The sequence below is a fragment of the Lactobacillus psittaci DSM 15354 genome, from assembly GCF_000425905.1.
In the GTDB taxonomy this organism is placed as follows: domain Bacteria; phylum Bacillota; class Bacilli; order Lactobacillales; family Lactobacillaceae; genus Lactobacillus; species Lactobacillus psittaci.
Genome location: NZ_AUEI01000008.1, coordinates 76,901 through 99,836 on the forward strand (window position 1 = coordinate 76,901; position 22,936 = coordinate 99,836).

21 protein-coding genes and 1 pseudogene are annotated in these 22,936 nt (G+C 35.6%); 16 read left to right on the forward strand and 6 right to left on the reverse strand.

Features of this window, described 5'->3' with window-relative positions; all coding sequences use genetic code 11:
* The first annotated feature begins 279 nt into the window (after positions 1-279).
* On the forward strand, positions 280-981 hold the full coding sequence (locus tag H628_RS0102725) for a metal ABC transporter ATP-binding protein (protein ID WP_027825087.1): 702 nt from the start codon (positions 280-282) through the stop codon (positions 979-981).
* A complete protein-coding gene (locus H628_RS0102730) occupies positions 982-1,782 on the forward strand; it encodes an ABC transporter permease (protein WP_027825088.1) in 801 nt (266 codons plus the stop codon).
* Between the two features lie 13 nt (positions 1,783-1,795).
* On the opposite strand, the gene H628_RS0102735 is transcribed toward H628_RS0102730, so the two are convergent.
* The 3 genes from H628_RS0102735 to H628_RS0102745 all read right to left on the reverse strand — a co-directional run bounded on the left by H628_RS0102735 (position 1,796) and on the right by H628_RS0102745 (position 4,459).
* Positions 1,796-2,980 carry an MFS transporter gene (locus H628_RS0102735; protein ID WP_027825089.1) on the reverse strand — a complete coding sequence of 395 codons (1,185 nt, stop codon included), beginning with the start codon at positions 2,978-2,980 and terminating at the stop codon, positions 1,796-1,798.
* The gene (locus tag H628_RS0102740) at positions 2,981-4,168 is read right to left on the reverse strand and encodes an MDR family MFS transporter (RefSeq protein ID WP_027825090.1); all 1,188 of its coding nucleotides are present in this window, start codon (positions 4,166-4,168) and stop codon (positions 2,981-2,983) included.
* Between the two features lie 63 nt (positions 4,169-4,231).
* Entirely contained in the window at positions 4,232-4,459 is a 228-nt protein-coding gene (locus H628_RS0102745; protein WP_027825091.1) for a hypothetical protein, read from the reverse strand.
* A gap of 109 nt (positions 4,460-4,568) precedes the next feature.
* Here H628_RS0102745 and H628_RS0102750 point away from each other — a divergent pair, with 109 nt between their 5' ends.
* The 7 genes from H628_RS0102750 to H628_RS0102780 all read left to right on the forward strand — a co-directional run bounded on the left by H628_RS0102750 (position 4,569) and on the right by H628_RS0102780 (position 13,026).
* Entirely contained in the window at positions 4,569-5,954 is a 1,386-nt protein-coding gene (locus H628_RS0102750; protein WP_027825092.1) for a PTS sugar transporter subunit IIC, read from the forward strand.
* Positions 5,920-6,801, forward strand: a complete 882-nt coding sequence (locus tag H628_RS0102755; protein ID WP_027825093.1) for an alpha/beta hydrolase — start codon at positions 5,920-5,922, stop codon at positions 6,799-6,801. The genes H628_RS0102750 and H628_RS0102755 overlap by 35 nt, the downstream gene beginning before the upstream one ends.
* Before the next feature lie 201 nt (positions 6,802-7,002).
* Positions 7,003-9,027 (forward strand): ATP-dependent Clp protease ATP-binding subunit, encoded by a 2,025-nt coding sequence (locus H628_RS0102760; protein WP_027825094.1) that lies wholly within the window; start codon positions 7,003-7,005, stop codon positions 9,025-9,027.
* A gap of 111 nt (positions 9,028-9,138) precedes the next feature.
* The gene (locus tag H628_RS0102765) at positions 9,139-9,789 is read left to right on the forward strand and encodes an HD domain-containing protein (protein ID WP_027825095.1); all 651 of its coding nucleotides are present in this window, start codon (positions 9,139-9,141) and stop codon (positions 9,787-9,789) included.
* Between the two features lie 79 nt (positions 9,790-9,868).
* Positions 9,869-10,606 (forward strand): gamma-glutamyl-gamma-aminobutyrate hydrolase family protein, encoded by a 738-nt coding sequence (locus H628_RS0102770; protein WP_027825096.1) that lies wholly within the window; start codon positions 9,869-9,871, stop codon positions 10,604-10,606.
* Positions 10,599-12,011 (forward strand): APC family permease, encoded by a 1,413-nt coding sequence (locus tag H628_RS0102775; RefSeq protein ID WP_027825097.1) that lies wholly within the window; start codon positions 10,599-10,601, stop codon positions 12,009-12,011. The genes H628_RS0102770 and H628_RS0102775 overlap by 8 nt, the downstream gene beginning before the upstream one ends.
* Before the next feature lie 106 nt (positions 12,012-12,117).
* Positions 12,118-13,026: an EamA family transporter gene (locus tag H628_RS0102780; protein ID WP_027825098.1), complete on the forward strand. Its 909-nt coding sequence runs from the start codon at positions 12,118-12,120 to the stop codon at positions 13,024-13,026.
* 17 nt (positions 13,027-13,043) lie between these two features.
* Here the strand turns inward: H628_RS0102780 and H628_RS0102785 are convergent, their stop codons facing one another.
* Entirely contained in the window at positions 13,044-14,036 is a 993-nt protein-coding gene (locus H628_RS0102785; RefSeq protein ID WP_027825099.1) for a GMP reductase, read from the reverse strand.
* A 180-nt stretch (positions 14,037-14,216) separates the two neighbouring features.
* Between H628_RS0102785 and H628_RS0102790 the strand changes: the two genes are divergently transcribed.
* The gene (locus H628_RS0102790; RefSeq protein WP_027825100.1) at positions 14,217-15,509 is read left to right on the forward strand and encodes an adenylosuccinate synthase; all 1,293 of its coding nucleotides are present in this window, start codon (positions 14,217-14,219) and stop codon (positions 15,507-15,509) included.
* A complete protein-coding gene (purB, locus tag H628_RS0102795; protein ID WP_027825101.1) occupies positions 15,509-16,804 on the forward strand; it encodes an adenylosuccinate lyase in 1,296 nt (431 codons plus the stop codon). Before H628_RS0102790 ends, purB begins: the two co-directional genes overlap by 1 nt.
* Positions 16,805-16,853: 49 nt before the next feature.
* Here purB and H628_RS0102800 read toward each other — a convergent pair whose 3' ends face one another.
* Both H628_RS0102800 and thiD read right to left on the reverse strand, forming a co-directional pair.
* Positions 16,854-17,531 carry a type 1 glutamine amidotransferase gene (locus H628_RS0102800; protein WP_027825102.1) on the reverse strand — a complete coding sequence of 226 codons (678 nt, stop codon included), beginning with the start codon at positions 17,529-17,531 and terminating at the stop codon, positions 16,854-16,856.
* A gap of 16 nt (positions 17,532-17,547) precedes the next feature.
* Positions 17,548-18,363 carry a bifunctional hydroxymethylpyrimidine kinase/phosphomethylpyrimidine kinase gene (thiD, locus tag H628_RS0102805; RefSeq protein ID WP_027825103.1) on the reverse strand — a complete coding sequence of 272 codons (816 nt, stop codon included), beginning with the start codon at positions 18,361-18,363 and terminating at the stop codon, positions 17,548-17,550.
* A 142-nt stretch (positions 18,364-18,505) separates the two neighbouring features.
* Here thiD and glpK point away from each other — a divergent pair, with 142 nt between their 5' ends.
* From glpK to H628_RS07950, 5 genes and pseudogenes are all read left to right on the forward strand, one after another.
* Positions 18,506-20,002, forward strand: coding sequence for a glycerol kinase GlpK (gene glpK, locus H628_RS0102810; RefSeq protein ID WP_027825104.1), 1,497 nt, complete (start codon positions 18,506-18,508; stop codon positions 20,000-20,002).
* Positions 20,003-20,017: 15 nt separating this feature from the next.
* The gene (locus tag H628_RS0102815) at positions 20,018-20,779 is read left to right on the forward strand and encodes a tyrosine-protein phosphatase (protein ID WP_027825105.1); all 762 of its coding nucleotides are present in this window, start codon (positions 20,018-20,020) and stop codon (positions 20,777-20,779) included.
* Complete coding sequence (locus H628_RS0102820; RefSeq protein ID WP_027825106.1) at positions 20,779-21,729, forward strand: LacI family DNA-binding transcriptional regulator; 951 nt, start codon at positions 20,779-20,781, stop codon at positions 21,727-21,729. Before H628_RS0102815 ends, H628_RS0102820 begins: the two co-directional genes overlap by 1 nt.
* Positions 21,730-21,739: 10 nt before the next feature.
* Entirely contained in the window at positions 21,740-22,570 is an 831-nt protein-coding gene (locus H628_RS0102825) for a phosphotransferase (protein WP_027825107.1), read from the forward strand.
* 130 nt (positions 22,571-22,700) lie between these two features.
* A pseudogene (locus H628_RS07950) lies at positions 22,701-22,936 on the forward strand (ISL3 family transposase); the annotation flags it as partial.

The window sequence follows — 22,936 nt, forward strand, 5'->3', positions numbered from 1 at the left end:
ATGAAAATATCTTTTTCGGTAGCAAAGACATTTTCTCTTAATTATATGTGGTCAGTTTAAGTGATGGTACATACTGTGTGAGCCTGGTTCCGATGTTGGTGGAATTGGGCTTTTTTGTTGTAAAAAACAAGCGATTTGAATTTTGATTATCTATGAGCAAGACATCTTTGATGCCTTGCTTTTTTATAAGAAAAAGGTTGACATAGCAATACAAAAAAATTAAAATATTAAAATAAATAAATTAAATTAAAAATGACTTATTTGGAGGAGGAAGCTTAAATGATTACTGCAAATAAGCTGCAAATCGGCTATAAAACAACTACGGTAGTTAAGGATCTAAATTTTAAATTAGAAGAAGGTAAATTTATTGCCTTAATCGGAGCAAATGGTGCCGGAAAATCTACTTTAATTAATACAATGATTGGGATTGTTAAACCTTTAGCTGGAGAAATTAACTGGCAAGTTGAAACCGATAAGAAGAATCCTTTTAATGCTGTTGGTTTTAGTCCGCAAAGTCAGTTGATCGATTGGTATACAAATGTTTTTGACAATGTTATTCAGGGACCACTTTTAGCTGGTTGTAAGATGAGTGTAGCAAAGAAGCAGGCAGAATTTGCCTTAGAATTACTTGATATTGTTGATTTGAAAGATAAGCCAGTAGACCACATTTCTGGTGGACAACAACAACGGGTACAAATTGCCCGGGAAATTGCCCGTAAACCTAAAATTTATATTTTAGATGAACCAACGACTGGATTAGATGTCGAAACTGGTGAGAAGCTCTTTCGTTATTTACAAACTGAAGTTAAAAATGGTGCCTTAGTTCTAACTTCTTCTCATGATTTAACTTTATTAGAAAGTTATGCAGATCAGGTTTTATTTATTAATGAACATGAACAACAATTCTTTGGTAGTTTAAAGGACTTTTTAGCTGACAGTACTAGCTTGAGAGATAAGTATTTGCAAGAAAGAGGTAACTAAATGAATCCTGCTAAATTTAGAAATATTTCACTAGGACTAAGATCAATTAAAATTGTGGCTAATAATGAATGGCGCGCTTTTGTCCATAATAAGGGCCTTCTTTTATCAATGTTTATGCAACCACTGATTACTTATGGCTTATTGGTAATGGCCTTAAATGAAAATTTAAATGCAGTTCATTATGCTGGTTTTACTCTGCCATATAAGCAATATGCACTAACTGGGGTCTTAACCTTCTTTATGACGACGCAAATGTCACAGGCGATGTATCGGGCAACAGTTGATAAAGAGTATGGTTTACTGGCAATTAAATTTACTAATGGGGTACAACCTTGGCATTATCTTGCTGGGATGAGCTTTTTCCCTATTATTGGTCTGCTATTTCAAAGTGCAATTTTAATTGTTTTAGGGCTATTAACTGGTGGTGTTTATAATTTATGGTACTTACTTTTATCACTCCTAGTTTTAATTGTTTCGCTTGAATTTTGGTCAACTCTAGGCATTATTTTAAGTACTAGAATTTCATCATATGAGCAACGTGATGTGGTAATGACTTTAATTTTTTCACCAATTTCATATGCAGCACCAACCTTGTATGTTTTTAGTGATAATTCCCCACTTATTATCAAGATTTTGTCAGCAATTAATCCCTTAACTTATCAATTGAAGGCATTAAGAGCAGTGGCTTTTGGTAGCTTTAATTTGGTAGAAATTGCAAGTGCAATATTAATTTCAATTGCTATGATTGTTTTGGCTCAAGTTATTTTGAAACGGATGCCATTGAGTTTAGCTGAGAGATAAATAAAAAGGACGCTTAGGCGTCCTTTTTTGTTAGGTTATTGAAAATAATAAAGTTGATAAGAGCTAATATGATTAAACTAGCCAAAATTAAAAGCAAAGTTGGCATTTTAACAAAGTTAAGTAAAACGGCCCCGAATAAAGCAGCTAAAGCTCTCCCGGCACTAGTTCCAGCTAAAACTAATCCTTGATAGCGACCAGCTTGACTTTTAGGAGCATGCATATGAACATAAGCACTTACTGCTGGGAAGGCTAAAGCTTCACCACAAGTTAAAATAAACATTGCGAGTAAGTAATGCCAGTAACTATTAGCTCCAATTAAGATTAGAAAAGAACTAGCAAAGAGTGCAAAACCGAGGTATAAGCGACTATTGATTCTTTTACTTAAAAAGTCATCAAAGTAGGTTAAAATCGGTTGAGAAATTGCAATTAAGGCAGAGTTCAATGTCCAACAAAAACTATATTGGGCTGTTGTAATTCCGTTATTTAACATATGAACAGATAAGTTAGAATCCCATTGTTCATATGCTAACCAGCAAAAGAACATACAGCAGATTAAGCTTAGAATAACCCAGAAGCTCCTTTGTACACCAACCGTCATGCTTTTTTGTTCAATATCTTGAACTAGGTTATGCTGGTCTAACTTTTTAAAGCAGGCTAAGATTAAGAAAATGAAAACTGCAAAAAAGCCAAAGGCAGAAATAAACCAGGCACGAGGGCCATAAATAGTTACAAGCCCAACTAAAAGTGAACCTACAACGAGTCCTAAATTACGAGTCATGTAAAGTAGATTGAAAAAGTAAGATGATGCATGACTTTTCATAGTCGTAGCAATTGAATTAATTGCAGTAGTAACAATTCCATCACCAATGCCGTAAACGACCAAAAAAATTGGATAAAAGGGCCAAGCTGGAATTAAAAACATCGCTAGGGTACAAAAACTGGTAATAAATGCCCCTAAAATAATTGTTTTAAAGGGTGTAATTCGATCAAAAATCCAGCCACCAATTTCATTACCTAAAAGCGTTGTTCCATAATATAAAAGTAAAATAATTGCTGCAACAGTCAAGGTTTGATGGAGATATTGGTGCATATAAATAGTAGTTAAGGGCCAAATAAAGCTAATCCCAATATTATAAATAAGTGAACCGAGTAATAAGAGCGGTGTCTTAACAGGATTTTGATTAATTTTTGAATCCATCTAATCTTCCTTTACTTTTAGTTGATCTGTAATAGCGAAAATTGTAATTGCAATGATAATGATTGTTGTACAAAAAATAAATAGTGCTTGGTAACTTAAGTTTTCAATTAATAAGGCTCCAACTAAGGGCCCAATTGCTCGACCGGCTGAAGTTACTGATTGAACGAATCCTTGATAGCGACCTTTTTCTGAATCGATGGCACGTTGGTTGACATAAGTTGAAACTGCAGGTAGTGAAAATACTTCACCAATAGTTAAAGTGGCCATAGCTAGAGCAAAGGATAGCCATTGTTGGCTGATAAGTAATAGTAAAAAGCCAATCGCAAATAAGGCTGTGCCCCAGCACAGACGTGCGGACAAATGATCTGTTAAGAAGTTATCAAAATGAGTTAAAATTGGTTGAAAAATTACAATCAAAATCGCATTTAAAGTCCACAAGATTGAATATTGCTGTACTTTCATACCCAAACTTAACATATAAGTTGAAATATTAGAGTTCCACTGTTCATAAGCAATCCAAACACATAAGACGCAGAGCATTAACGCAAAAATTTGGATTAAATGCGCCTTGGCCATCTTTTCTTTATTTGAAGATTGTCGAATATTAGTATGATGGGCAAGTCTAGCTGCATTTAAGTTACGGTAAGTAGCAAGAATGATAATTTCAAATAGCAGAAACATCAGAAAGGCTAGCATGAAAAGGTAGTCAATCCCTAAAGGCAAAATAAAACCGACAATTAAAGAGCCGAAGACTAGACCTAAATTTTGAGTGAAATAAAGGGCATTAAAAACATAACTAGGATTGCGAGAGCGCATCAAAGTCGCAATCGAATTCAGATTAGTTACAACAATTCCATTGCCAATCCCTAGAGTTAATAGGAAAATTGCATAATATGGCCAGCCGTTTAAAAAAATTAAGCAAAAAGTTGAAGCCATTGCGATGAAAACACCAGTGGCAATGGTTTGGAAGGGATGCCAACGATCAAACAATTGCCCTCCAAATAAATTACCTAATAAAGTAAAAGCAGAGTTTAAGAATAGCACAATCCCTGCCATCGTTAAAGATTCATGCAAGTTTTTGGTTAAATAAATAGTAGTTAAGGGCCAAATAAAACTAATTCCAGTATTGGCGATTAAGCTTCCTAAGAGTAAATATTGCAATTTAACAGGATCAATTCGTTTTTTCAAAAGCTCACCTCATTTATAAGTAATCATTACAATTCCATAAAAAAAACTGTCGCTAAAGGCAGTTTAATCATTTATCCAAGGTCCATAGTTACTTTGGAATAAGTCATTGATAAGTTTAGTATCAGGTTCATTATTTCTTTTCGCCTGACGAACTTCTTTAGAACTAAGCTTATTAACAATATAATATTTTAATGCTTTATTAGTTAAAGAGTTGAAGTCTAGATGCATCTTATCGCAATAAGTTGATACTAAGCGCTCAATTTCAGGGTCTAATTCTATCTTCTTCGTCATAAAGCTCCACTCCCCTTTTTATTTTTATTATAACATCAATTGTTTTAACCTGCCTTATAGCAGGAGTAATGATAAAATTATTGTATAAAAACTAGGAGTGGATATATAAATGGAACAAAAACTAGTAAAGCTTCTTTTAAGGATGCGTGAGCGTGTCTTTTTTAGAGCAGCTCAAAGAACATTTGCGATGATTATGCCTTTTGCTTTGATTGGGGCATTTTTTCAGATGTTCTCAAAAATTTTGCTAAGTCATGATAGTTTATTTTTCAACATTTTAAACTTAGGAAAAGTATTCCCAAGAGCCTTTTTCCAGGTAGCTCGGTTTGCTAGTAATGGAGTAATTTTTGCTATTTTTAGCCTTTTTGGCGTTTATGCTGCATATTTTATGGCTCTTTATACTGCCAGAATTTATAACAAAGATTCAAAACTTGCAGGTATTACTGCGATTATCGCAATCTTTTTCATAAGAAATCCAGGTGTGAATAATGAATTCGGTACGATTAATTTGCAGTTATTGTCTATAAAAAGAATGTTTGTCACGCTGTTAATAGGTTATTTGGTAGGGCAAGTTTATCATTTCTTAGGTCAAGACCACACTCAAAAACGAATGGAACACGTATCTGATATCAAGGAACGTGCTTTTGCTGCAATTAAGCCAATTACCGCTTCTTTATTAATGGCGATAATAGTAGCAATTTTAATTTATATTTTACAGGTTAAAATCTTTAATTCTAATATTGTCACTATTTTGGCGGATAAGCTTATTACAAGTAATAACTTATTGATTAATGTCCCTTTAGTTTTATTAGCAATTTTTTTGCATTGGTTAGGGATTGGAACGCCACTAGAATTAGCGATGTCAGGCCAAAATGGTGGCGCTGCAACAGCTAATTTTAACTATGCCTTGACTCATGGCTCTAGCTGGAATGTGCCATTTAAGTATTTAGGTTCCAACTTAGTGCAATCATATGGCACTTTGTCTGGCGCAGCTTTTACCGTTAGTTTGATTATTGCAGTATTGCTATTAGATAAAAGTCGTCAAAATAAGTTAATTGCAAAAGCTTCAATTTTTCCTGCCCTTTTTGGAGCTTTCAATGGATTTTGGGTAGCCTTTCCAATTTATTTGAATCCACTTTTAGTCTTGCCAGTTTTAGTTATTCCTTTAGTTAATATTGTAATTTCATCATTAGCAATTGCCTTACATTTAATTCCAGTTAGCGTTTATCCAGTCTTAGCTGGAACGCCAGGAGTATTAATTCCATATATTGGAACTAACGGTTCATGGCAGGCTTTGGTAATGACGATTGCCTTAGTAGTATTAGATATTTATATTGTTATGCCTTTTTATAAAATAAATATGAATGTGCAAAAGCGGATTGCTGAAATTGATACCTTACAAGATAGCCGGGTAATCAGCTTTAAGGGACGGAAAAAGATTATCAAAGAGGAGCTAGGTAATAATGAAAAAACTCATGCCCAAAAAGCTACTAAATAAAGATTATTGCTGGATATTGGCTGCTCTAGTAGTGGTTATAGCGACGGCAATTCCAACTATTATATGGATGAATTCATCTAATAAAGCTCGTGCTCAGCGCCATAATTCTCAACTTTCGCCTGTAATTATGGTTCCAGGATCTAGCGCTACAACAGAACGCTTTAATCAATTAGTTAAATTACTAAATCAAAAAACCGATCGTAAGCATAGTTTGCTAAAAGTAAATGTTGGTACGGATGGAAGTCTGACATATTCTGGTTCTATCAGCAAGCAAGATCAAGAGCCAATTATTGTAGTGGGATTTAAAAATAATCATGATGGCTATAGCAATATCAAAAAGCAAGCTAAATGGCTGAATATAGCCTTTAACGCCTTATCAAAGCAATACAAGTTTAATAATTTTAAGGCATTTGGACATTCCAATGGAGGCCTTATTTGGACTTATTGGTTAGAGCACTACTATAGTGAGTATGCAAGTATTATAAAAGTTAAAGTCTTGATGACTTTAGGTAGTCCATATAACTTTAGTGAAAGTAACATCAAAAATAAAACGCAAATGTTAACAGACTTTATCAAATATAAGTCTAAGATTCCTAGAAGCTTAACGGTTTATTCAATTTCTGGTGGAGAAAATTATGAATCAGATGGCTTGGTACCTGAAAATAGCGTGGAAGCAGCTAAGTATGTTTTCCAAAAACAAGTTGCTCATTTTACGGCTATGACAGTTACAGGACTTGACGCACAGCATTCAAGTTTGCCACAAAATAAGCAAGTAGTTGAACTGATTAAGCAATACGTCCTCCAAAAGGATAATCAGAATCGGAGAATGATTAGAAAAAACAGATAGTTTGTGAAGCTAAAAAGATGGCTAAATAGCCATCTTTTTTATTTATTCACAAGAGCCAAAAAAATGTGGAAAAAGTTAAGCATTTATCTTGCACCTTGTGGAAAAGATGCTATACTAAAGATGATTAAAGATTAGCACTCGATGAGTTAGAGTGCTAATAGTTAATCGAAAAGTTAATATTCATAAGGGGTGTAGAGATATATGACATACTTTGACAACGATTTTGACAACTTATTTAACGAATTAAATGATTCATTCTTTAAAGATGGTAACAATGTAAAACGTTACTATTTCTCAAATGGCTCTAGTAACCCTCAAACAATTCAAGAAGTTAAACAACCTAAGCAAAAAGAAAAATTAGGTATAGATTTAGTAAAAGAAGCCAAAAATAATAAATTTGACCCAGTAATTGGTCGTGATACTGAAATTGATAATGTAATTGAAATATTGAGTAGACGTAAGAAGAATAATCCTGTTTTGACAGGACCTGCTGGTGTTGGTAAGACTTCAATTGTTGAAGGCTTAGCTGAAAGAATTGCCAATGGACAAGTTCCAGAAAAATTACGTCATGCTCACATTTATGCAATTAATATCAACGACTTGGTTGCTGGTACAAGTTTGCGTGGGGCCTTTGAAGAAAAGTTAAAAAAGATTATTGATCAAGCTACTAAAGATTCAAATACAATCTTATTCATTGATGAACTTCATAATATTGTAGGTGCTGGTTCAACTAACTCTGAAAACAATTCAGGGGATGCTGCTAACATCTTAAAGCCAGCTTTGGCAAATGGCTCTTTGAAATTGATTGGTGCTACTACGACAGAAGAATTCCGTCAAATTGAAAAAGATCCAGCTTTGAGTAGAAGATTTCAAGAAGTAAGCGTGGCTGAACCTACAACTGAAATGGCTATTAAGATTTTGCAGGGCTTGAAGAAAAAGTATGAAGACTTTCACCATGTAAAATATGATAATGATAGTATTCGTTTGGCAGTTGAACTTTCACAAAGATATATTCAAGGTCGCTACTTACCTGATAAGGCAATTGACTTACTTGATGAAGCTGGTGCTAAAAAGAGTTTAGGCCTTGATTTGAGTGATGAAGCTAGTCTTAAGAAGGAAATTAAACATACTGAAGCTTTAATGAAAGAAGCTGCGAAGGCAGAAGATTTCGATAAGGCTGGCGAGTATAAGACTAAGATTAAGGATTTGAAAGCTAAACTTGAAAATAGCAATAGTGAAACTAGCGTTGAAGTAACTGGGAAGGATATCTATGCTTTAATTGAGGCTAAAACTAAAATTCCTATGAGTGAATTGCACGAAGGTGAAGCTAAGAAGAATTTAGACTTAGCTAATAAATTAAAGCGTGTAGTAATTGACCAAGATCAAGCAATTGAAACAATTTGTGATGCAATTTCAAGAAAGCAAATCTTTAAAGATACTAACCGCCCAACAGGCTCATTCTTACTTACTGGCCCAACTGGTGTTGGTAAAACTGAACTTGCAAAGCAATTAGCTAAAGAATTATTTGGTTCAAGTGATAAGTTAATTCGCCTTGATATGAGTGAATACCAAGACCAAATGGCAGTTAATAAGTTGATAGGCTCAGCTCCTGGCTACGTTGGCTATGGCGAAGGTGGTCAATTGACTGAAAGAGTTCGTCACAATCCATATAGCTTGATTTTGCTTGATGAAATTGAAAAAGCTAACCCACAAGTCTTTAACGCATTATTACAAATCTTAGATGATGGTCGTTTGACTGATGCTCAAGGCAGAACGGTTTCATTCAAGGATACAATTATTATTATGACTTCCAATGCTGGCTTTTCAGATAAGGTCTTGAAAGATGGTAAAGTTGATCATGATAGTTTGATTAAGGCTTTGGAACTATACTTCAGACCAGAATTCTTGAACAGATTAGATGCAATTGTACCATTTAACCATTTGAGTGAAGCTGATATGAGTAAGATTTGTGACTTGTACTTGCGTAAGATTGTCAATGTTCTGGCAAAGCGTAATGTTAGAGTTGAAATCAGTGATGAAGCCAAGGCTTTACTTGCTAAGGCTGGATATGACAAGAAGTTTGGTGCTCGTCCACTTAGAAGGGTTATGGAACAAAAACTTGAAACACCAATTGCTAAATTAATTATGAATCATCCAGATACTAAGAGCGTAAGCTTTGCTGTAGCTGATGGCAAGCTTACATTAAATGGTGAGCAGGTTGCTTAGTTAAGAAGTGAATAAATTTAAAAAGGCTATTTCCCAGGAAATAGTCTTTTTATTTTGTGAAAAAATAAAGTAAGAGTAAACTGGATTTAAGAAAGTTAAGTAGGTGAAGATATGGATATAGAAAACATCAAGCGTTTTACTCATAAGTATTTAGATGATGACGTAACTGGTCATGATTTTTATCATGGTCAAAGAGTTGCAAATCTTGCTCAAAAGTTATTTAAGCAAGATTTTAAAAAGGCAGACTCAAGGCAACTAGATTTGATTGCAGTGATGGGATATTTGCACGATACAATAGATGAAAAAGTAATTACTAATCCTGAACAAGTTAAGGCAGAAATGAAGCAAATGCTAGTAGCTGAAGGCTTAAGACCTGATGAAATCTCAAGCATTTTATTTGTCTTAGAACATATGTCATTTTCTAAAAATATTGAGCAACATTATCAATTGCCGTTAATCGGTCAATATGTTCAAGATGCAGATCGTCTTGAAGCCCTTGGAGCAATAGGGATTGCCCGAGCTTTTAGTTATGGTGCAAGTCACAAGCAAAAAATGTATGATCCTGAAATTAAACCAATTGATTTGCAAAGTCATGACCAATATCGACAACATAAATCTACTACTATTAATCATTTCTATGAAAAGTTGTTTAATTTAGAAAAGCAAATGAATACACCTGCCGGTAAAAAAATTGCCCAAGAGCGAACAGCTTATATGAGAGATTTTATTGCTCGTTTTTTGGAAGAATGGAAGGGTATCTAAATCTTTTTATTGTACATTTTTTGATAAAAATCTTATAATCTATTTTATTACGAACTAAAAGTAAGCGGGAGGACAAGCTATGACGAAACCAATTATTGGAATATCAGGTTCAGAATTAATTGATCAAGGTGGCATGTTTCCTGGCTACCGGCGTAGTTATGTTAATGAAGACTATGTTGACTCTGTCATTAAAAATGGAGGGGTTCCCTTTATTATTCCGTTTTCTGAAGATGATGAAGTAATAAAAAGTCAACTTGATCATGTACAAGCCTTGATTTTATCTGGTGGTCATGACGTAGACCCTAATTTGTACGGAGAAGAACCACTTCCTAAATTAGGTGAGATTTGGCCTGCAAGAGATCATTTCGATATGTTATTACTTAAGGCCGCTGAAGAAAAGGGAATTCCAGTTTTAGGTATCTGTCGTGGATTTCAAATAATCAATGTTTTTCATGGTGGTTCACTTTACCAGGATATTTCATATCGCAACCAAACTACTTTGAAACATGATCAAGGTCATACTCCTAGTTTGCCAACTCATGGAGTAACTGTAAAAAGAGACAGTAAGTTATTTGAAATTTTAGGACATCAAGCAATTAGAGTTAACTCTTTCCACCATCTTTTGGCTAAAACTTTAGGTGAAGGCTTAATTGCCAATGCTAAAGCCAGTGACGATGTGGTTGAAGGTCTTGAAAGTGAAAATGGACTAGTTATAGGAGTGCAGTGGCACCCTGAAATGCTTCATAATAATCGACAAGTGGCATATCAGAATAATTTGTTTAAGTACATCATTGAAAAGGCGGTTAATAATGGATAATCAAAGTCGGGAAACAGACAAATTAGGTTTTTGGTCGATTGTCTTATTAGCGATTAATTCAATCATTGGATCAGGAATTTTTCTAACTCCAGGTAGCGTGGTTTCAAGAGTAGGTAGTAAGGCCTTATTTGTTTATATTACAGCCGCAATTTTTGCTGCAATATTAGCTATTTCTTTTGCTGCTGCTGCCAAATACGTGACTAAATCTGGTGCGGCATATGCCTATAGTAAGGCGGCTTTTGGTGAAAATGTTGGCTTTTATATGGGGGTATTACGTTACTTTTCCGCAAGTGTAGCTTGGGGTGTAATGGCAGTTGCAGTAATTAAATCCACGATTTCAATTTTTGGTGGCAATCCTAATGACTTTATGAGCGTAAGTTTGGGATTTGTGATTTTGATGTTAGTAATTTTTATTATTAACTTATTTGGTCAGGGCGCAGTAAAGCTAATTATGAACTGGTCCACAGTAGGCAAATTAGCAGCATTAGGATTAGTAATTGTCGCAGGTGGCTTGTTAATTTTTATGACAGGTACTAATAATTTTGGTGAAATTGATACCTTAAAAATTGCCGGAAAAAATGTAGTCCCAACTTTGACTACGAGTGGCCTAGTTATGGCGATTGTTTCAGCCTTTTATGCTTTTACTGGCTTTGAATCAGTTGCTTCTGGTTCAGAAGATATGAAAAATCCTGCTAAAAACTTACCAAGAGCGATTCCACTTGCAATTTTAGTTATTGCCTTAGTTTATCTGGGTGTGGTTAGTGTGGCGATGATTTATGATCCTCGAACTTTACTTGAAACTAAGCAAGTTGTTGCAGTAGCAGCGATTTTTAATAATAAAATTTTACGAGCAATTATTTTGATTGGAGCACTTGTTTCAATGTTTGGGATTAATATCGCTTCAAGTTTCCATGCGCCTCGAATTTTGGAAGCAATGGCAAGAGAAAACCAATTCCCTAAATGGCTTGCCAAAAGAACTAAGCGGAATTTCCCCGCTCGAACTTTCTTAATTACTTTAGTGTTAGCAGTTTTAGTGCCAATGGCTTTTCATTACTCAACTGATAACTTAATTATTTTAAGTGCAACTGTTCGCTTTTTAGGTTTCATTGTAGTGCCTGTTGGGGTCATGAAGTTTTACTTTGGTAAAAACGTAGAACCAATCTTAGTAGCTAAGAGAAATATGGTGACTGATATTATTTTTCCAATCTTGTCTTTATTGATTACTGGCTTTTTGCTAGTAGAATATGATTGGAAAGGTGAATTTAGTACGACTGTAAATGGAGTAACTAGTCTTAACTGGTTTGCAATTGGTTCACTTATTTTCGGAGCAGTAATTTTACCGCTAATTTTATTTATTTTGACTAAACGTGAACGTCAAGCTGCAGAAAAAGCTTTGAATAACTAAAAAAAGCCCATTAGGGCTTTTTATTTTGGCTTAAATTTAGCTTGATTCTTTTTAAAAACTCCGTATGATTAGATATTGAGAATTTTAGAATTGGAGATATTAACTAATGAGTCAAAAAGCAAAATGGTCGCTACTAGCAGCACTAGCTTGTATATTTTGGGGCGTTTCAGGCCTTTTTGGAAAAAGCTTGTTCAATACTAACCATTTAATTACGGCTACTCTTTTAACCAAATTTAGAATGGTTATTAGTGGTGTTTTAATTTTGCTTTTTGCAGCTGTAACTAAAAAACAGCCACTTGCAATCTGGAAGAATAAAAAAGATGCAATAACAGTGGCTTGTTATGGGCTGTTTGGCTTAATTCCCGTTCAGCTCTTTTATTTTATGGTAGTTAAAGAAGCAAATGCTTCAATTGCGACAGTGATTCAATTTGTTGGTCCGTTTTTCGTTATCTTTTGGATGTTAATTACGCGCCAGCAAGTATATCGCCATCTAGATATGATTGCTACACTGATTGCTTTTACGGGCGTATTTTTACTGGCAACACATGGTAGATTGGACCAACTGGCTTTGAGTCCATTAGTATTATTCTTTGGCTTACTGTCCGCTGTTGGAGTTGCGACTAACACCTTAATTCCTAGAAGAATTATTATGTTTTATCCAACTGTTGTGATTACAGGCTGGGGCTTGTTAATTGCTGGAATTGGCTTATGGATAATTGACCCGACTTTTCCTAAGATGGAAATTACGTTGAAGATGATAGTTGATTTAGCTGGGGTAATTATCATTGGAACCTTGATTCCATTTCAGTGGATGGCTAGTGCCTTACGCTATATTAGCCCAAGTACAGTTAGCTTACTTGACGCTTTTGAACCAGTTAGTGCAATGATAGGGTCAGTAATCGTCTTTCACTTAGTTTTAAAACCAATGGATTTACTTGGCTCAGTTTTAGTTATTGTGGCTGTTTTCCTGGTAAGTGTAAATCCACCAACTTTAAAGAGAAAAAGACATCGCTAATGCGATGCCTTTTTTGTTTAGATATCACCATTCATAATACTGCTTTTGACAATTACATAGTCAACTAAGCGAATAGATTGCAAGTTCTTACCACCAGCATAAGAAATGGATGATTGTAAGTCTTCTTGCATTTCCTTCAAAGTGTCCTTGATTGAACCACGGTAAGGAACAAGTAATTGTTTACCTTCAACGTTGTGGTGGCCACCTTTTTGGACTTCGGATGCGCTACCCCAGTATTGTTTGTAAACTTTGCCGTCAATTTTGATGACGTTACCTGGAGATTCTTCATGACCTGCAAGCATTGAACCAATCATCACCATACTTGCACCAAAGCGAACTGACTTAGCAATATCACCATTATGGCGAATACCACCGTCGGCAATGATAGGCTTGCTGGCAGCTTTTGAACACATTCTCAGAGCTGCTAATTGCCAGCCACCAGTCCCAAATCCAGTTTTTAGCTTAGTGATGCAGGCTCTACCAGGACCAACACCAACTTTAGTTGCATCAGCTCCAGCATTTTCAAGTTCACGAACTGCTTCAGGAGTGGCAACATTACCTGCTGTTAAGAAACTATCTGGCATCTTGTCCTTGATGTATTTAATCATCTTGATGACATAGTCAGAATGACCATGAGCAACATCAATTGTAATATATTCTGGAATTAAGTCTTGCTTTACTAATTCGTCGATAAAAGTGTATTCTTCATCCTTAATTCCAACAGAAATTGAAGCAAAGAGCTTTTTATCATGCATCATTTTGATAAAATCAGCTCTTTTTTCGGGCTGAAAACGGTGCATAACGTAATAATAGTCGTTTTGTGCTAACCAAATTGCGAGTTGTTCGTTAATAACGCTTTGCATATTAGCTGGAACAACCGGTATTTTGAATGTTCGGCTTCCGAATTTGATAGAAGTATCAGCTTCTTTCCGACTCTTGATAATGCACTTATTAGGTACTAGTTGAATATCGTTATAATCAAAGGCTTCCATACTGAAATAGTTGCTCATAAAATAGCTCCTTTATTTTTAATCCGCTAGTAACTATACGGATAAAAAATCATTTTGTCAAACAAAAACCTAAACAAATTTATTTTTATAAAATATAAAGTTCGTATTTTGATTGACAAAGAGTAATCCCTTTGCTAGACTGTGAAGGTAATTGTGTTAAAACGTATGAGGTGATTTTTTATGACAGTTGTAGCAGTTGTTGGTAGCCAATGGGGCGATGAAGGAAAGGGTAAGATTACTGACTTTTTGGGACAAGATGCAGATTTAACTGTACGTGCTAATGGTGGTAACAATGCAGGACATACAATTGTTTTTGGTGGCCATACTTTTAAGATGCGCTTAATTCCATCTGGAATTTTTGCAGCAAAAAAGGCTGCTGTAATTGGTAATGGGGTTGTTATTAATCCTGAAGTTTTACTAGGTGAGTTAACTTATTTAGAAGAACATGGTGTTGACACTTCTAATTTAAAGATTTCTAACCGGGCACACATAATTATGCCTTATGATATTTTGCAAGATGTTTACCAAGAAGAAGCTAAAGGTGCAAATAAAGTTGGAACCACTAAAAATGGTATTGGGCCAACTTACATGGACAAGGCTTCAAGAATTGGTATCCGTGTTTGTGATTTATTAGAAAAAGATACTTTAGCTGAAAAATTGCGTTTTAATTTGGCCGAAAAAAATGCCATCTTTACTAAGATTTATGGCAAAGAGGCACTAGATTTTGATGAAATTTATAATAAGTATTTGGAATTTGGCCAAAAGATTAAGCAATATGTGACTGATACTTCAGTAGTAGTAAATGATGCAATTGATAGTGGTAATCAAATCCTCTGCGAAGGTGCACAAGGGGTTATGCTTGATATTGATGAAGGAACTTATCCATTTGTAACCTCATCTAATTCAATTGCTGGTGGTTTTGCTAGTGGAATTGGAATCGGACCTAACAAGATTGATACTGTTTTGGGAATTTGTAAGGCCTACACTACTCGCGTTGGGGCTGGTCCATTTCCAACTGAACTTGTAAATGAAACTGGTGACTATATTCGTGAAGCTGGTCATGAATATGGTACAGTTACTGGTCGACCAAGAAGAGTAGGCTGGTTTGATACTGTTGCTTTACGTCATGCTAAGCGCGTCTCAGGAATTGACTGCTTGTCTCTTAACTTGCTTGATGTTTTAACTGGACTTAAGACGATTAAAATTGCGACAGCTTACGAATTAGATGGTGAAAAGATTGACTATTATCCAGCAAGTTTAGCTGAACTTGAACGCTGTAAGCCAGTTTATGAAGAAATGCCTGGCTGGGATGAAGATATCACTAAAGCTCAATCTTTAGCTGACTTGCCAGAAAATGCGCGCAAGTACTTAGAACGCTTAGAAGAGTTAACTGGCTTAAAACTAGCCACAGTTTCTGTCGGACCAGACCGTGAACAAACTATCGTAATTAAGAATCCATGGAATTTTAACTAATGATTGAAAGATATACTCGCCCTGAAATGGGGAAAATTTGGACAGATCAAAATAAGTATCAAGCTTGGCTGGAAGTAGAAATTGCAGCTACTAATGCTTGGAGTGAAGTGGGCGAAGTCCCAGCAGAAGATGCTGAAAAAATCCGCCAAAATGCTAGTTTTACAGCAGAGCGTGTGGCTGAACTGGAAGCAGTAACTCATCATGATGTGGTTGCATTTACGAGAACAGTCTCAGAAAGCCTAGGAGCAGAAAAAAAGTGGGTTCACTTTGGCTTAACTTCAACTGATGTTGTTGATACTGCTCAAGGATACTTGTTAAAACAAGCTGATGAGATTTTACGCCAAGATTTAGCTATGGTGAAAAATACAATTGCTAAAAGAGCACTTGAGCACAAAAACACTGTAATGATGGGGAGAACCCATGGCGTGCAAGCAGAACCCACTACTTTTGGCTTGAAGCTTGCGCGCTGGTACGCTGAAATTAAGCGTAATATTGACCGTTTTGAACATGCAGCTAGCGGAGTTGAGTCTGGTAAAATTTCAGGGGCTGTTGGTAATTTTGCTAACGTGCCACCAGAAGTTGAAACTAGTGTGTTAAAGCAATTAGGACTTAACCAGCAAGAAATTACTAGCCAAGTTTTGCCTAGAGATTTACATGCGGCATATCTTGCTAGCTTAGCCTTACTAGCAACAAGTATTGAAAATTGGGCAACTGAGATTCGTTCACTTCAACGTTCTGAAATTCATGAAGTCGAAGAACACTTTAGAGCAGGCCAAAAAGGCTCAAGTGCTATGCCCCATAAGCGTAATCCAATTGGCTCAGAAAATTTATGTGGCTTAGCTCGGGTAGTACGGGGACATATGATTACCGCCTATGAAAATGTTAGCTTATGGCATGAGCGTGATATTTCACATTCATCAGCTGAACGGGTTATTTTACCGGATACGACAATTTTGCTTGATTATATGCTTAATCGCTTCAACCGCATCTTGGCAAACCTTGATGTTTTCCCAGAAACGATGCTGAAAAATATGAACAGAACTTATGGCTTGGTTTATTCACAAAGACTACTTTTGAAGTTAATTGATGAAACTTCTTTATCAAGAGAAGCTGCATATGATATGGTTCAAAAATTAACTGCCAAGTCCTGGGATGAACAAAAGCAATTTAAAGATTTAGTCTTAAATAGCCAAGTTATGGACTATTTATCAAAAGCAGATGTTGAAGATGCCTTTGATTATCATTATTATTTAAAACACGTTGACGATATCTTTAAAAAAGTTGGCTTAGAATAAAAAAAGACCGTTAATTCACTTAAGTGAGTTAACGGTTTTTATATTACTTTTATTTAGCTAAAGCGCTGATACGGTCTTGATGACGTTTCAAAATTAATTCAACGATAGCATTAGCGACGTTGACATTTTTAAGTAAAGGACCGTGAGAGTATGAACCGATGAAGTTACGGTAACGTAAACCTTCTTCTTTATCTTGTGGGTTGTTACCGTAGCCTTCAATCATGCGACCAAGGGGATGCAACTTGTTAGTGTCATCAAAGTAAGTTTGACCAGAGTGATTTTCAAAGGCAATTACTTCGCCCCATTCAGTCATATACTTGGTATCACCAATCATTCGCTTATCTGCTTTAAAGACAGTATGAAGTGGCAAAATACCTAAGCCCTTAATGGTTACGCCAGAATTAGTTTTGTAGTAGTCGCCCATTAATTGGTAGCCACCACAAATTGTAAGCATTGGATTACCACCATTAATGTATTTTTCTAAGGTTTCCTTGTGACGAGGTAAGTCTTTAGCAACAACAGTTTGTTCAAAATCTTGTCCCCCACCAAAGAAAATAAAGTCATAGTCAAAGGCATCAAATTCATCGCCTAAAGAAATATTGTCCACTTGAGTAGTGTAGCCTTGACGTTTTAACAAAAAACGTAGGATTTTGACATCACCACTGTCACCATAAGTATTCATCAAGTCTTCGTATAAATATGCAATCTTGATTAATTTATCAGTCATTTACTAAACTCTTTTCTTATTCCTTTATTTTTGCTTGAGCAGCCCAATGGTTAATAGGGCCAAATTTTGAACCTACTAAGATAGGGTGAGCAATTGCTTCATAAGTAAATTCTTTAGCAGTTTCAACTGCGCTGATTAAATCATGCCCCTTAGCAAGTTCAGCTGCAATTACAGCTGAAAGGGTATCACCAGTACCGTTAACGCGGTTAGTTTCAAAGTAAGGCTTGGTAAACTTATGAATTTCACCTTCTTCAGTTAATAGGATATCAGTAACTGTCTCTTCTTTGCCAGTATGTTTACCTTTCATTAAGACATTTTTAGCACCTAAAGCTTGTAGCTTCTTAGCACCGGTAATGATATCAGCTTCAGTTTCTAAAGTTTGACCTACTAATTTTTCTTGTTCATAAAAGTTAGGAGTAATGATATCACTTAATGGCAATAAGCGTTTGATGAAGGCATCATAAGCATCGTCATCAAGTAAACTTGCACCATGTTTAGTGATAATTACGGGATCAATAACGATCTTGCCCATGTCATATTTTTCAATGTTATTTGCTACACAGTCAATAATTTCTTTGTTAGCTAGCATTCCAGTCTTTAAGGCCTTGATTGAAAAATCCTCGTTTAAAACTTCGAATTGCTTTTGAATAAAATCAACTGGCATTACTTGGGCAGCAAAAATTCCGGTTGTATTGCCAGCGACAGCGGCGGTCATTAATCCCATACCGTAGACCTTGCGTGCATAGAATGCATGTAAATCCGCAGGCATTCCAGCGCTACCATCACTGTCATTACCAGCAATAGTTAACGCAATAATTTCTTCTTTTGCCATTAAAAATGCCCCTTTCTTGGTAGTATTTACTAATAGCTTAAGTATAGCTTAAAATAAGTGGGCAGACTAGCATTCAAGGCTTGTAAATTTGACAAAAACCTCTAAAATTCTTAATAAGAGCGTTTACAGTAGGAGGATTATTTTGGACGAGAAATATATCATGGCAATTGATGAGGGAACAACCTCAACTAGAACGATAATTTTTAACCATGCCGGAGAAAAAGTCTACACGGCACAAAAGGAATTCCCTCAATTGTTCCCTCAACCTGGTTGGGTGGAACATGACCCTGAACAAATATGGAATGCAGTTCAAACTACCATTGCTTCTGCTTTTATTAATTCACAAATTCGTCCCAATCAAATAGCTGGTATTGGTATTACCAATCAAAGAGAAACTACTGTTATTTGGGACAAAAAAACCGGTCGTCCTGTTTATAATGCAATTGTTTGGCAATCGCGCCAAACTACAGCCTTAGCAGAAAAATTAAAAGCTGCTGGTTATGGTGAAATGATTCGTAAAAAGACAGGCTTAATCATTGATCCTTACTTTTCAGCAACCAAGATTCGCTGGATTTTAGATCAAATTGAAAATGGACAAGAGCGAGCTGAAAAAGGTGAGCTATTATTTGGTACCATTGATACTTGGCTAGTATGGAAGCTAACTAATGGAGCAGTTCATGTAACTGACTTTACTAATGCTTCCAGAACGATGCTATTTAATATTCATGATTTAACCTGGGATCAAGATATTTTGGATTTATTAAATATTCCAGCTAGCTTGCTTCCAGAAGTAAAAAGTAATTCTGAAGTTTATGGTGAAACAGAGCCATTTCAATTCTTTGGTGGTAAGGTGCCAATCAGTGGCATGGCCGGAGACCAGCAAGCAGCACTTTTTGGCCAGCTAGCAATTAAGCCAGGGATGGTTAAGAATACTTATGGCACAGGTTCTTTCATTGTAATGAATACTGGTAATACGCCAACTACTTCAAATAATAACTTATTAACTACTATTGCTTATAAGATTGATGGCAAGGTTACTTATGCCCTTGAAGGATCAGTTTTTGTGGCCGGAAGTGCAATTCAGTGGCTACGCGATTCAATGAAGCTAATTAAAAATGCAGCTGATTCTGAAGCAGCTGCTTTAGAATCAAAATCAGAAAATGAAGTTTACGTAGTACCTGCATTTACCGGCTTAGGAGCGCCATATTGGGATTCTGAAGCCCGTGGAGCTGTTTTTGGTGTTACACGTGGAACAACTGACAAAGACTTAATTAAGGCCACCTTACAGTCACTTGCTTACCAAACTAGGGATGTAGTTGACACTATGCAAAGAGATAGTGGTATTGAAATTCCAGCCTTAAGAGTTGATGGCGGAGCTTCCAACAACAACTATTTAATGCAATTTCAAGCAGATATCTTAGGAACGACCATTCAGCGGGCCAAGGTATTAGAAACCACTAGTATGGGGGCAGCTTTTTTAGCTGGTTTAAGTGTAGGATATTGGCAAGACCTTGATGAAATTAAGAATATTTTTGCTATAGGTCAAGCCTTTAATCCGCAGATGGATGAAGTAGAAAAAGATAAACTTTATGCCGGCTGGCAGAAGGCGGTAAAGGCAGTTCGAGTATTTGCACATTAAAAGGAAGAAAAGAAAATGGCACGTTTAGTTAAATTAGATGGCGCAAGTAATTTCCGTGACCTCGGTGGGTATGTCGGACTTGATGGCCGCAAGGTCAAAAGTGGTAAATTATATCGGGCAGATTCATTAAGTTCATTATCTGACCAAGATTTAGAAACTTTAACGCGCTTAAATATCCGAATTGACTGTGATTTACGGTCAATCTATGAGCAAGAAATGGCACCTGATAAACGCTGGAATGCTGAATTAGTTGATTGTCACTTATATGCAGAAGCTGGCGAGCGTAATAATAAGTTTTTAGAAAAGTGGCTCCACCACATCAAGCCAGTAGATGACTATTTAGGTCAGATTTATCAAAGGGTAATTTTAAGTCCTCATAGTCAAAAGATGTTTGCGCAAGTATTTGAAAAAATGCTTGAATTAGCTGATGATCAGGCGCTAGTTTTTCACTGCTCAGCTGGTAAAGACCGGACAGGGATGACAGCGGCCTTAATCTTAATGGGACTAGGCGTTGATGATGAAACCATCAGCAAGGACTATTTATTAACCAATGAACTCTATCATTTTGCTTATTCAAATGATGAAGTTAGCGATGATGATTTAGGAAAAATGGTTGCTAAAATGAACATTACTCGCGGAGAAGGACAGGCTATTACCGGCATTACTGAAACTATCCGGATGGGATGGGGAAGTTTTGATAACTTCTTTATTCATGTTCTTGGCTTTAGCAAAGATGATTTACAAGAAATAAGAACTAAATTCTTGGAGGCAAAATAATGGTAACTCTTTCTGACGTAGCTAAAGAAGCAAATGTTTCAAAAATGACGGTTTCACGGGCGATTAATCACCCTGAGCAAGTTACGCCAGAATTATTGGCTTTAGTTGAAAAGGCAATGACTAAATTAGACTATCATCCTAATTCAGTTGCCCGAGCACTAGTTAACAATCGAACTAACGTTATTAAGTTTGTCACCTTGGAAGATATTGATACAACTGAGCCGTACTATATGAACTTGTTGTTCGGGGTTGCACGTGGCTTAAAGGCAGATAGTTATGCAATTCAGTTAGTAACTGATATTGATCAAATTCAAAAAGGTAATGCCGACGGATATATTATTACTGGCGCGCGTGAATACAATTATCCAATTTTTGATGAATTAAAGAAGCCATTTATCTTTTTTGGTGAAACTTCAAGTAATTTTGACTTTGTCGATACTGATAATCGCTATGGCACTTCGATTGCGACTAAATATGCTTTAGAGCGTGGTTATCAAGATGCGGTTTTTATTGGAATTGACGTTAAAGAAGGCTTTGAGTATGCGCGTGAATATGGCTATTTGGCAAGTATGCAAGAACGCAATTTAGAACCGAAGATTTTTAGAACAGGGAATCATTCACATTTAGCTGAAAAGCTGATTGATGAGCAGATTGAAAATATTAAGCCTAATACCTGCTTTATTTGCGCGAGTGATCGCTTGGCAATTGGGGTATGTCGGGCTTTGTCACGTTTAAATAAAAAATTACCTGAAGATTATGGGGTAATTGGCTTTGATGGGGTGTTCCTAGATCAAGTGTCAAATCCGCAATTAACAACAGTTAAACAACAAATCTTTAAAATGGGTGATATGCTAGCACAATTGATTCTGGAGAAGATTAAGCAATCAGGTTCCGCGCAAGGGCAGACTTATGTAAAGCCGGAATTGGTTGTGCGTGGCACGACAAAGTAGGGATAAAAGGATGACCATATTAGAAAGTTTAAATGACCAAATAAATGGTAATCTAACTCCAATCAACCATGAATCACTTAATGATACTTTTGTAGGATATAGTAATAAATATCATGCTTCTGTTTTTGTGAAAGTCTTTAATTCACGAGCAAAATTTAAGACTGAAAAACAAGTTACTAAGCAATTATCTAATCGAATATTAGAAAATTTAGAACTTAATGGTAAATATATCTTAGTTATGACAGATATCTGTCCGGTAGATTTAGACTTACCAGTTACAAAAGAAATGGCTTATAAGATGGGGTGTGTTTTGGCTAGTTTTCATAATAAAGTTAAAAGCTTTGATGGAATCTATGACGAAAAAGCTTATTTTCAAAAGGCTGAACAAGATGTTGCAATCTTAAAAAATAAAGAAATCAAAGCTAGACTACTAGCAATATTAGAGCAATTTCAAGAAAAGAAATCTGTTATTGAACATAATCTAGCAAACGATAAGGTAGTACTTCATGGGGATGTTGGAGTTAGAAATTATAAGTTGGTTAATAATACACTAGTATTAATTGATTATGAACGAGCTAGAAAGGGAGCAAGATACCAGGACTTTATTAAGTTGTTTTATCAAGATTTTGAACAGAATCAGGAATTGATAGCTTCTTTTCTAACAGGATATAATTCTAAGATTTCTAATCAATTTTCGCTTGGTTTTTGGTCGAAAGATTTTTTAATCTTTTTGACAGCAATTGGAATTATGAAGTATACGGATAAAATTGAAGATCATGCTTTTAAACGAATTGGCCTGCAAATGTTAGCTGATATTGAAAGTGATTTGATCGAGAAATAAAACTAAAAAAGGATTGATATACACGTTATGGTATATCAATCCTTTTTATTGCAAAAAAAAGAGGCCATAGCCCCTCTACTTACAATAAAATTCAACACGACTCAAATTTTAATAGATTGAAGGTTTTTCTATGTCCTCTTACAATGATTGTATTAAATTTTCGCTCGATATCCAAGACCCTAATATCACTTTTAATGCTCATTTCTTTAAATTAATTAACGGTATTAAGTATAAGGTCTTTCAAGCTACTCTTATTCAGCCTGCTTGTCCTTTTTGCAGTTCTGTTAATCTGATTCATAATGGTCATCTTCAGACTAATATTAGATTTATTACTTCTAATGCTAGTAGTCCTGTGATCATCAGGTT

Bases quoted from the DNA above. Each gene is read 5' to 3' on its own strand.
- H628_RS0102725 (WP_027825087.1), top strand. From the start codon at position 280: ATGATTACTGCAAATAAGCTGCAAATCGGCTATAAAACAACTACGGTA.
- H628_RS0102730 (WP_027825088.1), top strand. From the start codon at position 982: ATGAATCCTGCTAAATTTAGAAATATTTCACTAGGACTAAGATCAATT.
- H628_RS0102735 (WP_027825089.1), bottom strand. From the start codon at position 2,980: ATGGATTCAAAAATTAATCAAAATCCTGTTAAGACACCGCTCTTATTA.
- H628_RS0102745 (WP_027825091.1), bottom strand. From the start codon at position 4,459: ATGACGAAGAAGATAGAATTAGACCCTGAAATTGAGCGCTTAGTATCA.
- H628_RS0102750 (WP_027825092.1), top strand. From the start codon at position 4,569: ATGGAACAAAAACTAGTAAAGCTTCTTTTAAGGATGCGTGAGCGTGTC.
- H628_RS0102755 (WP_027825093.1), top strand. From the start codon at position 5,920: ATGAAAAAACTCATGCCCAAAAAGCTACTAAATAAAGATTATTGCTGG.
- H628_RS0102760 (WP_027825094.1), top strand. From the start codon at position 7,003: ATGACATACTTTGACAACGATTTTGACAACTTATTTAACGAATTAAAT.
- H628_RS0102765 (WP_027825095.1), top strand. From the start codon at position 9,139: ATGGATATAGAAAACATCAAGCGTTTTACTCATAAGTATTTAGATGAT.
- H628_RS0102770 (WP_027825096.1), top strand. From the start codon at position 9,869: ATGACGAAACCAATTATTGGAATATCAGGTTCAGAATTAATTGATCAA.
- H628_RS0102775 (WP_027825097.1), top strand. From the start codon at position 10,599: ATGGATAATCAAAGTCGGGAAACAGACAAATTAGGTTTTTGGTCGATT.
- H628_RS0102780 (WP_027825098.1), top strand. From the start codon at position 12,118: ATGAGTCAAAAAGCAAAATGGTCGCTACTAGCAGCACTAGCTTGTATA.
- H628_RS0102785 (WP_027825099.1), bottom strand. From the start codon at position 14,036: ATGAGCAACTATTTCAGTATGGAAGCCTTTGATTATAACGATATTCAA.
- H628_RS0102790 (WP_027825100.1), top strand. From the start codon at position 14,217: ATGACAGTTGTAGCAGTTGTTGGTAGCCAATGGGGCGATGAAGGAAAG.
- purB (WP_027825101.1), top strand. From the start codon at position 15,509: ATGATTGAAAGATATACTCGCCCTGAAATGGGGAAAATTTGGACAGAT.
- H628_RS0102800 (WP_027825102.1), bottom strand. From the start codon at position 17,531: ATGACTGATAAATTAATCAAGATTGCATATTTATACGAAGACTTGATG.
- thiD (WP_027825103.1), bottom strand. From the start codon at position 18,363: ATGGCAAAAGAAGAAATTATTGCGTTAACTATTGCTGGTAATGACAGT.
- H628_RS0102815 (WP_027825105.1), top strand. From the start codon at position 20,018: ATGGCACGTTTAGTTAAATTAGATGGCGCAAGTAATTTCCGTGACCTC.
- H628_RS0102820 (WP_027825106.1), top strand. From the start codon at position 20,779: ATGGTAACTCTTTCTGACGTAGCTAAAGAAGCAAATGTTTCAAAAATG.
- H628_RS0102825 (WP_027825107.1), top strand. From the start codon at position 21,740: ATGACCATATTAGAAAGTTTAAATGACCAAATAAATGGTAATCTAACT.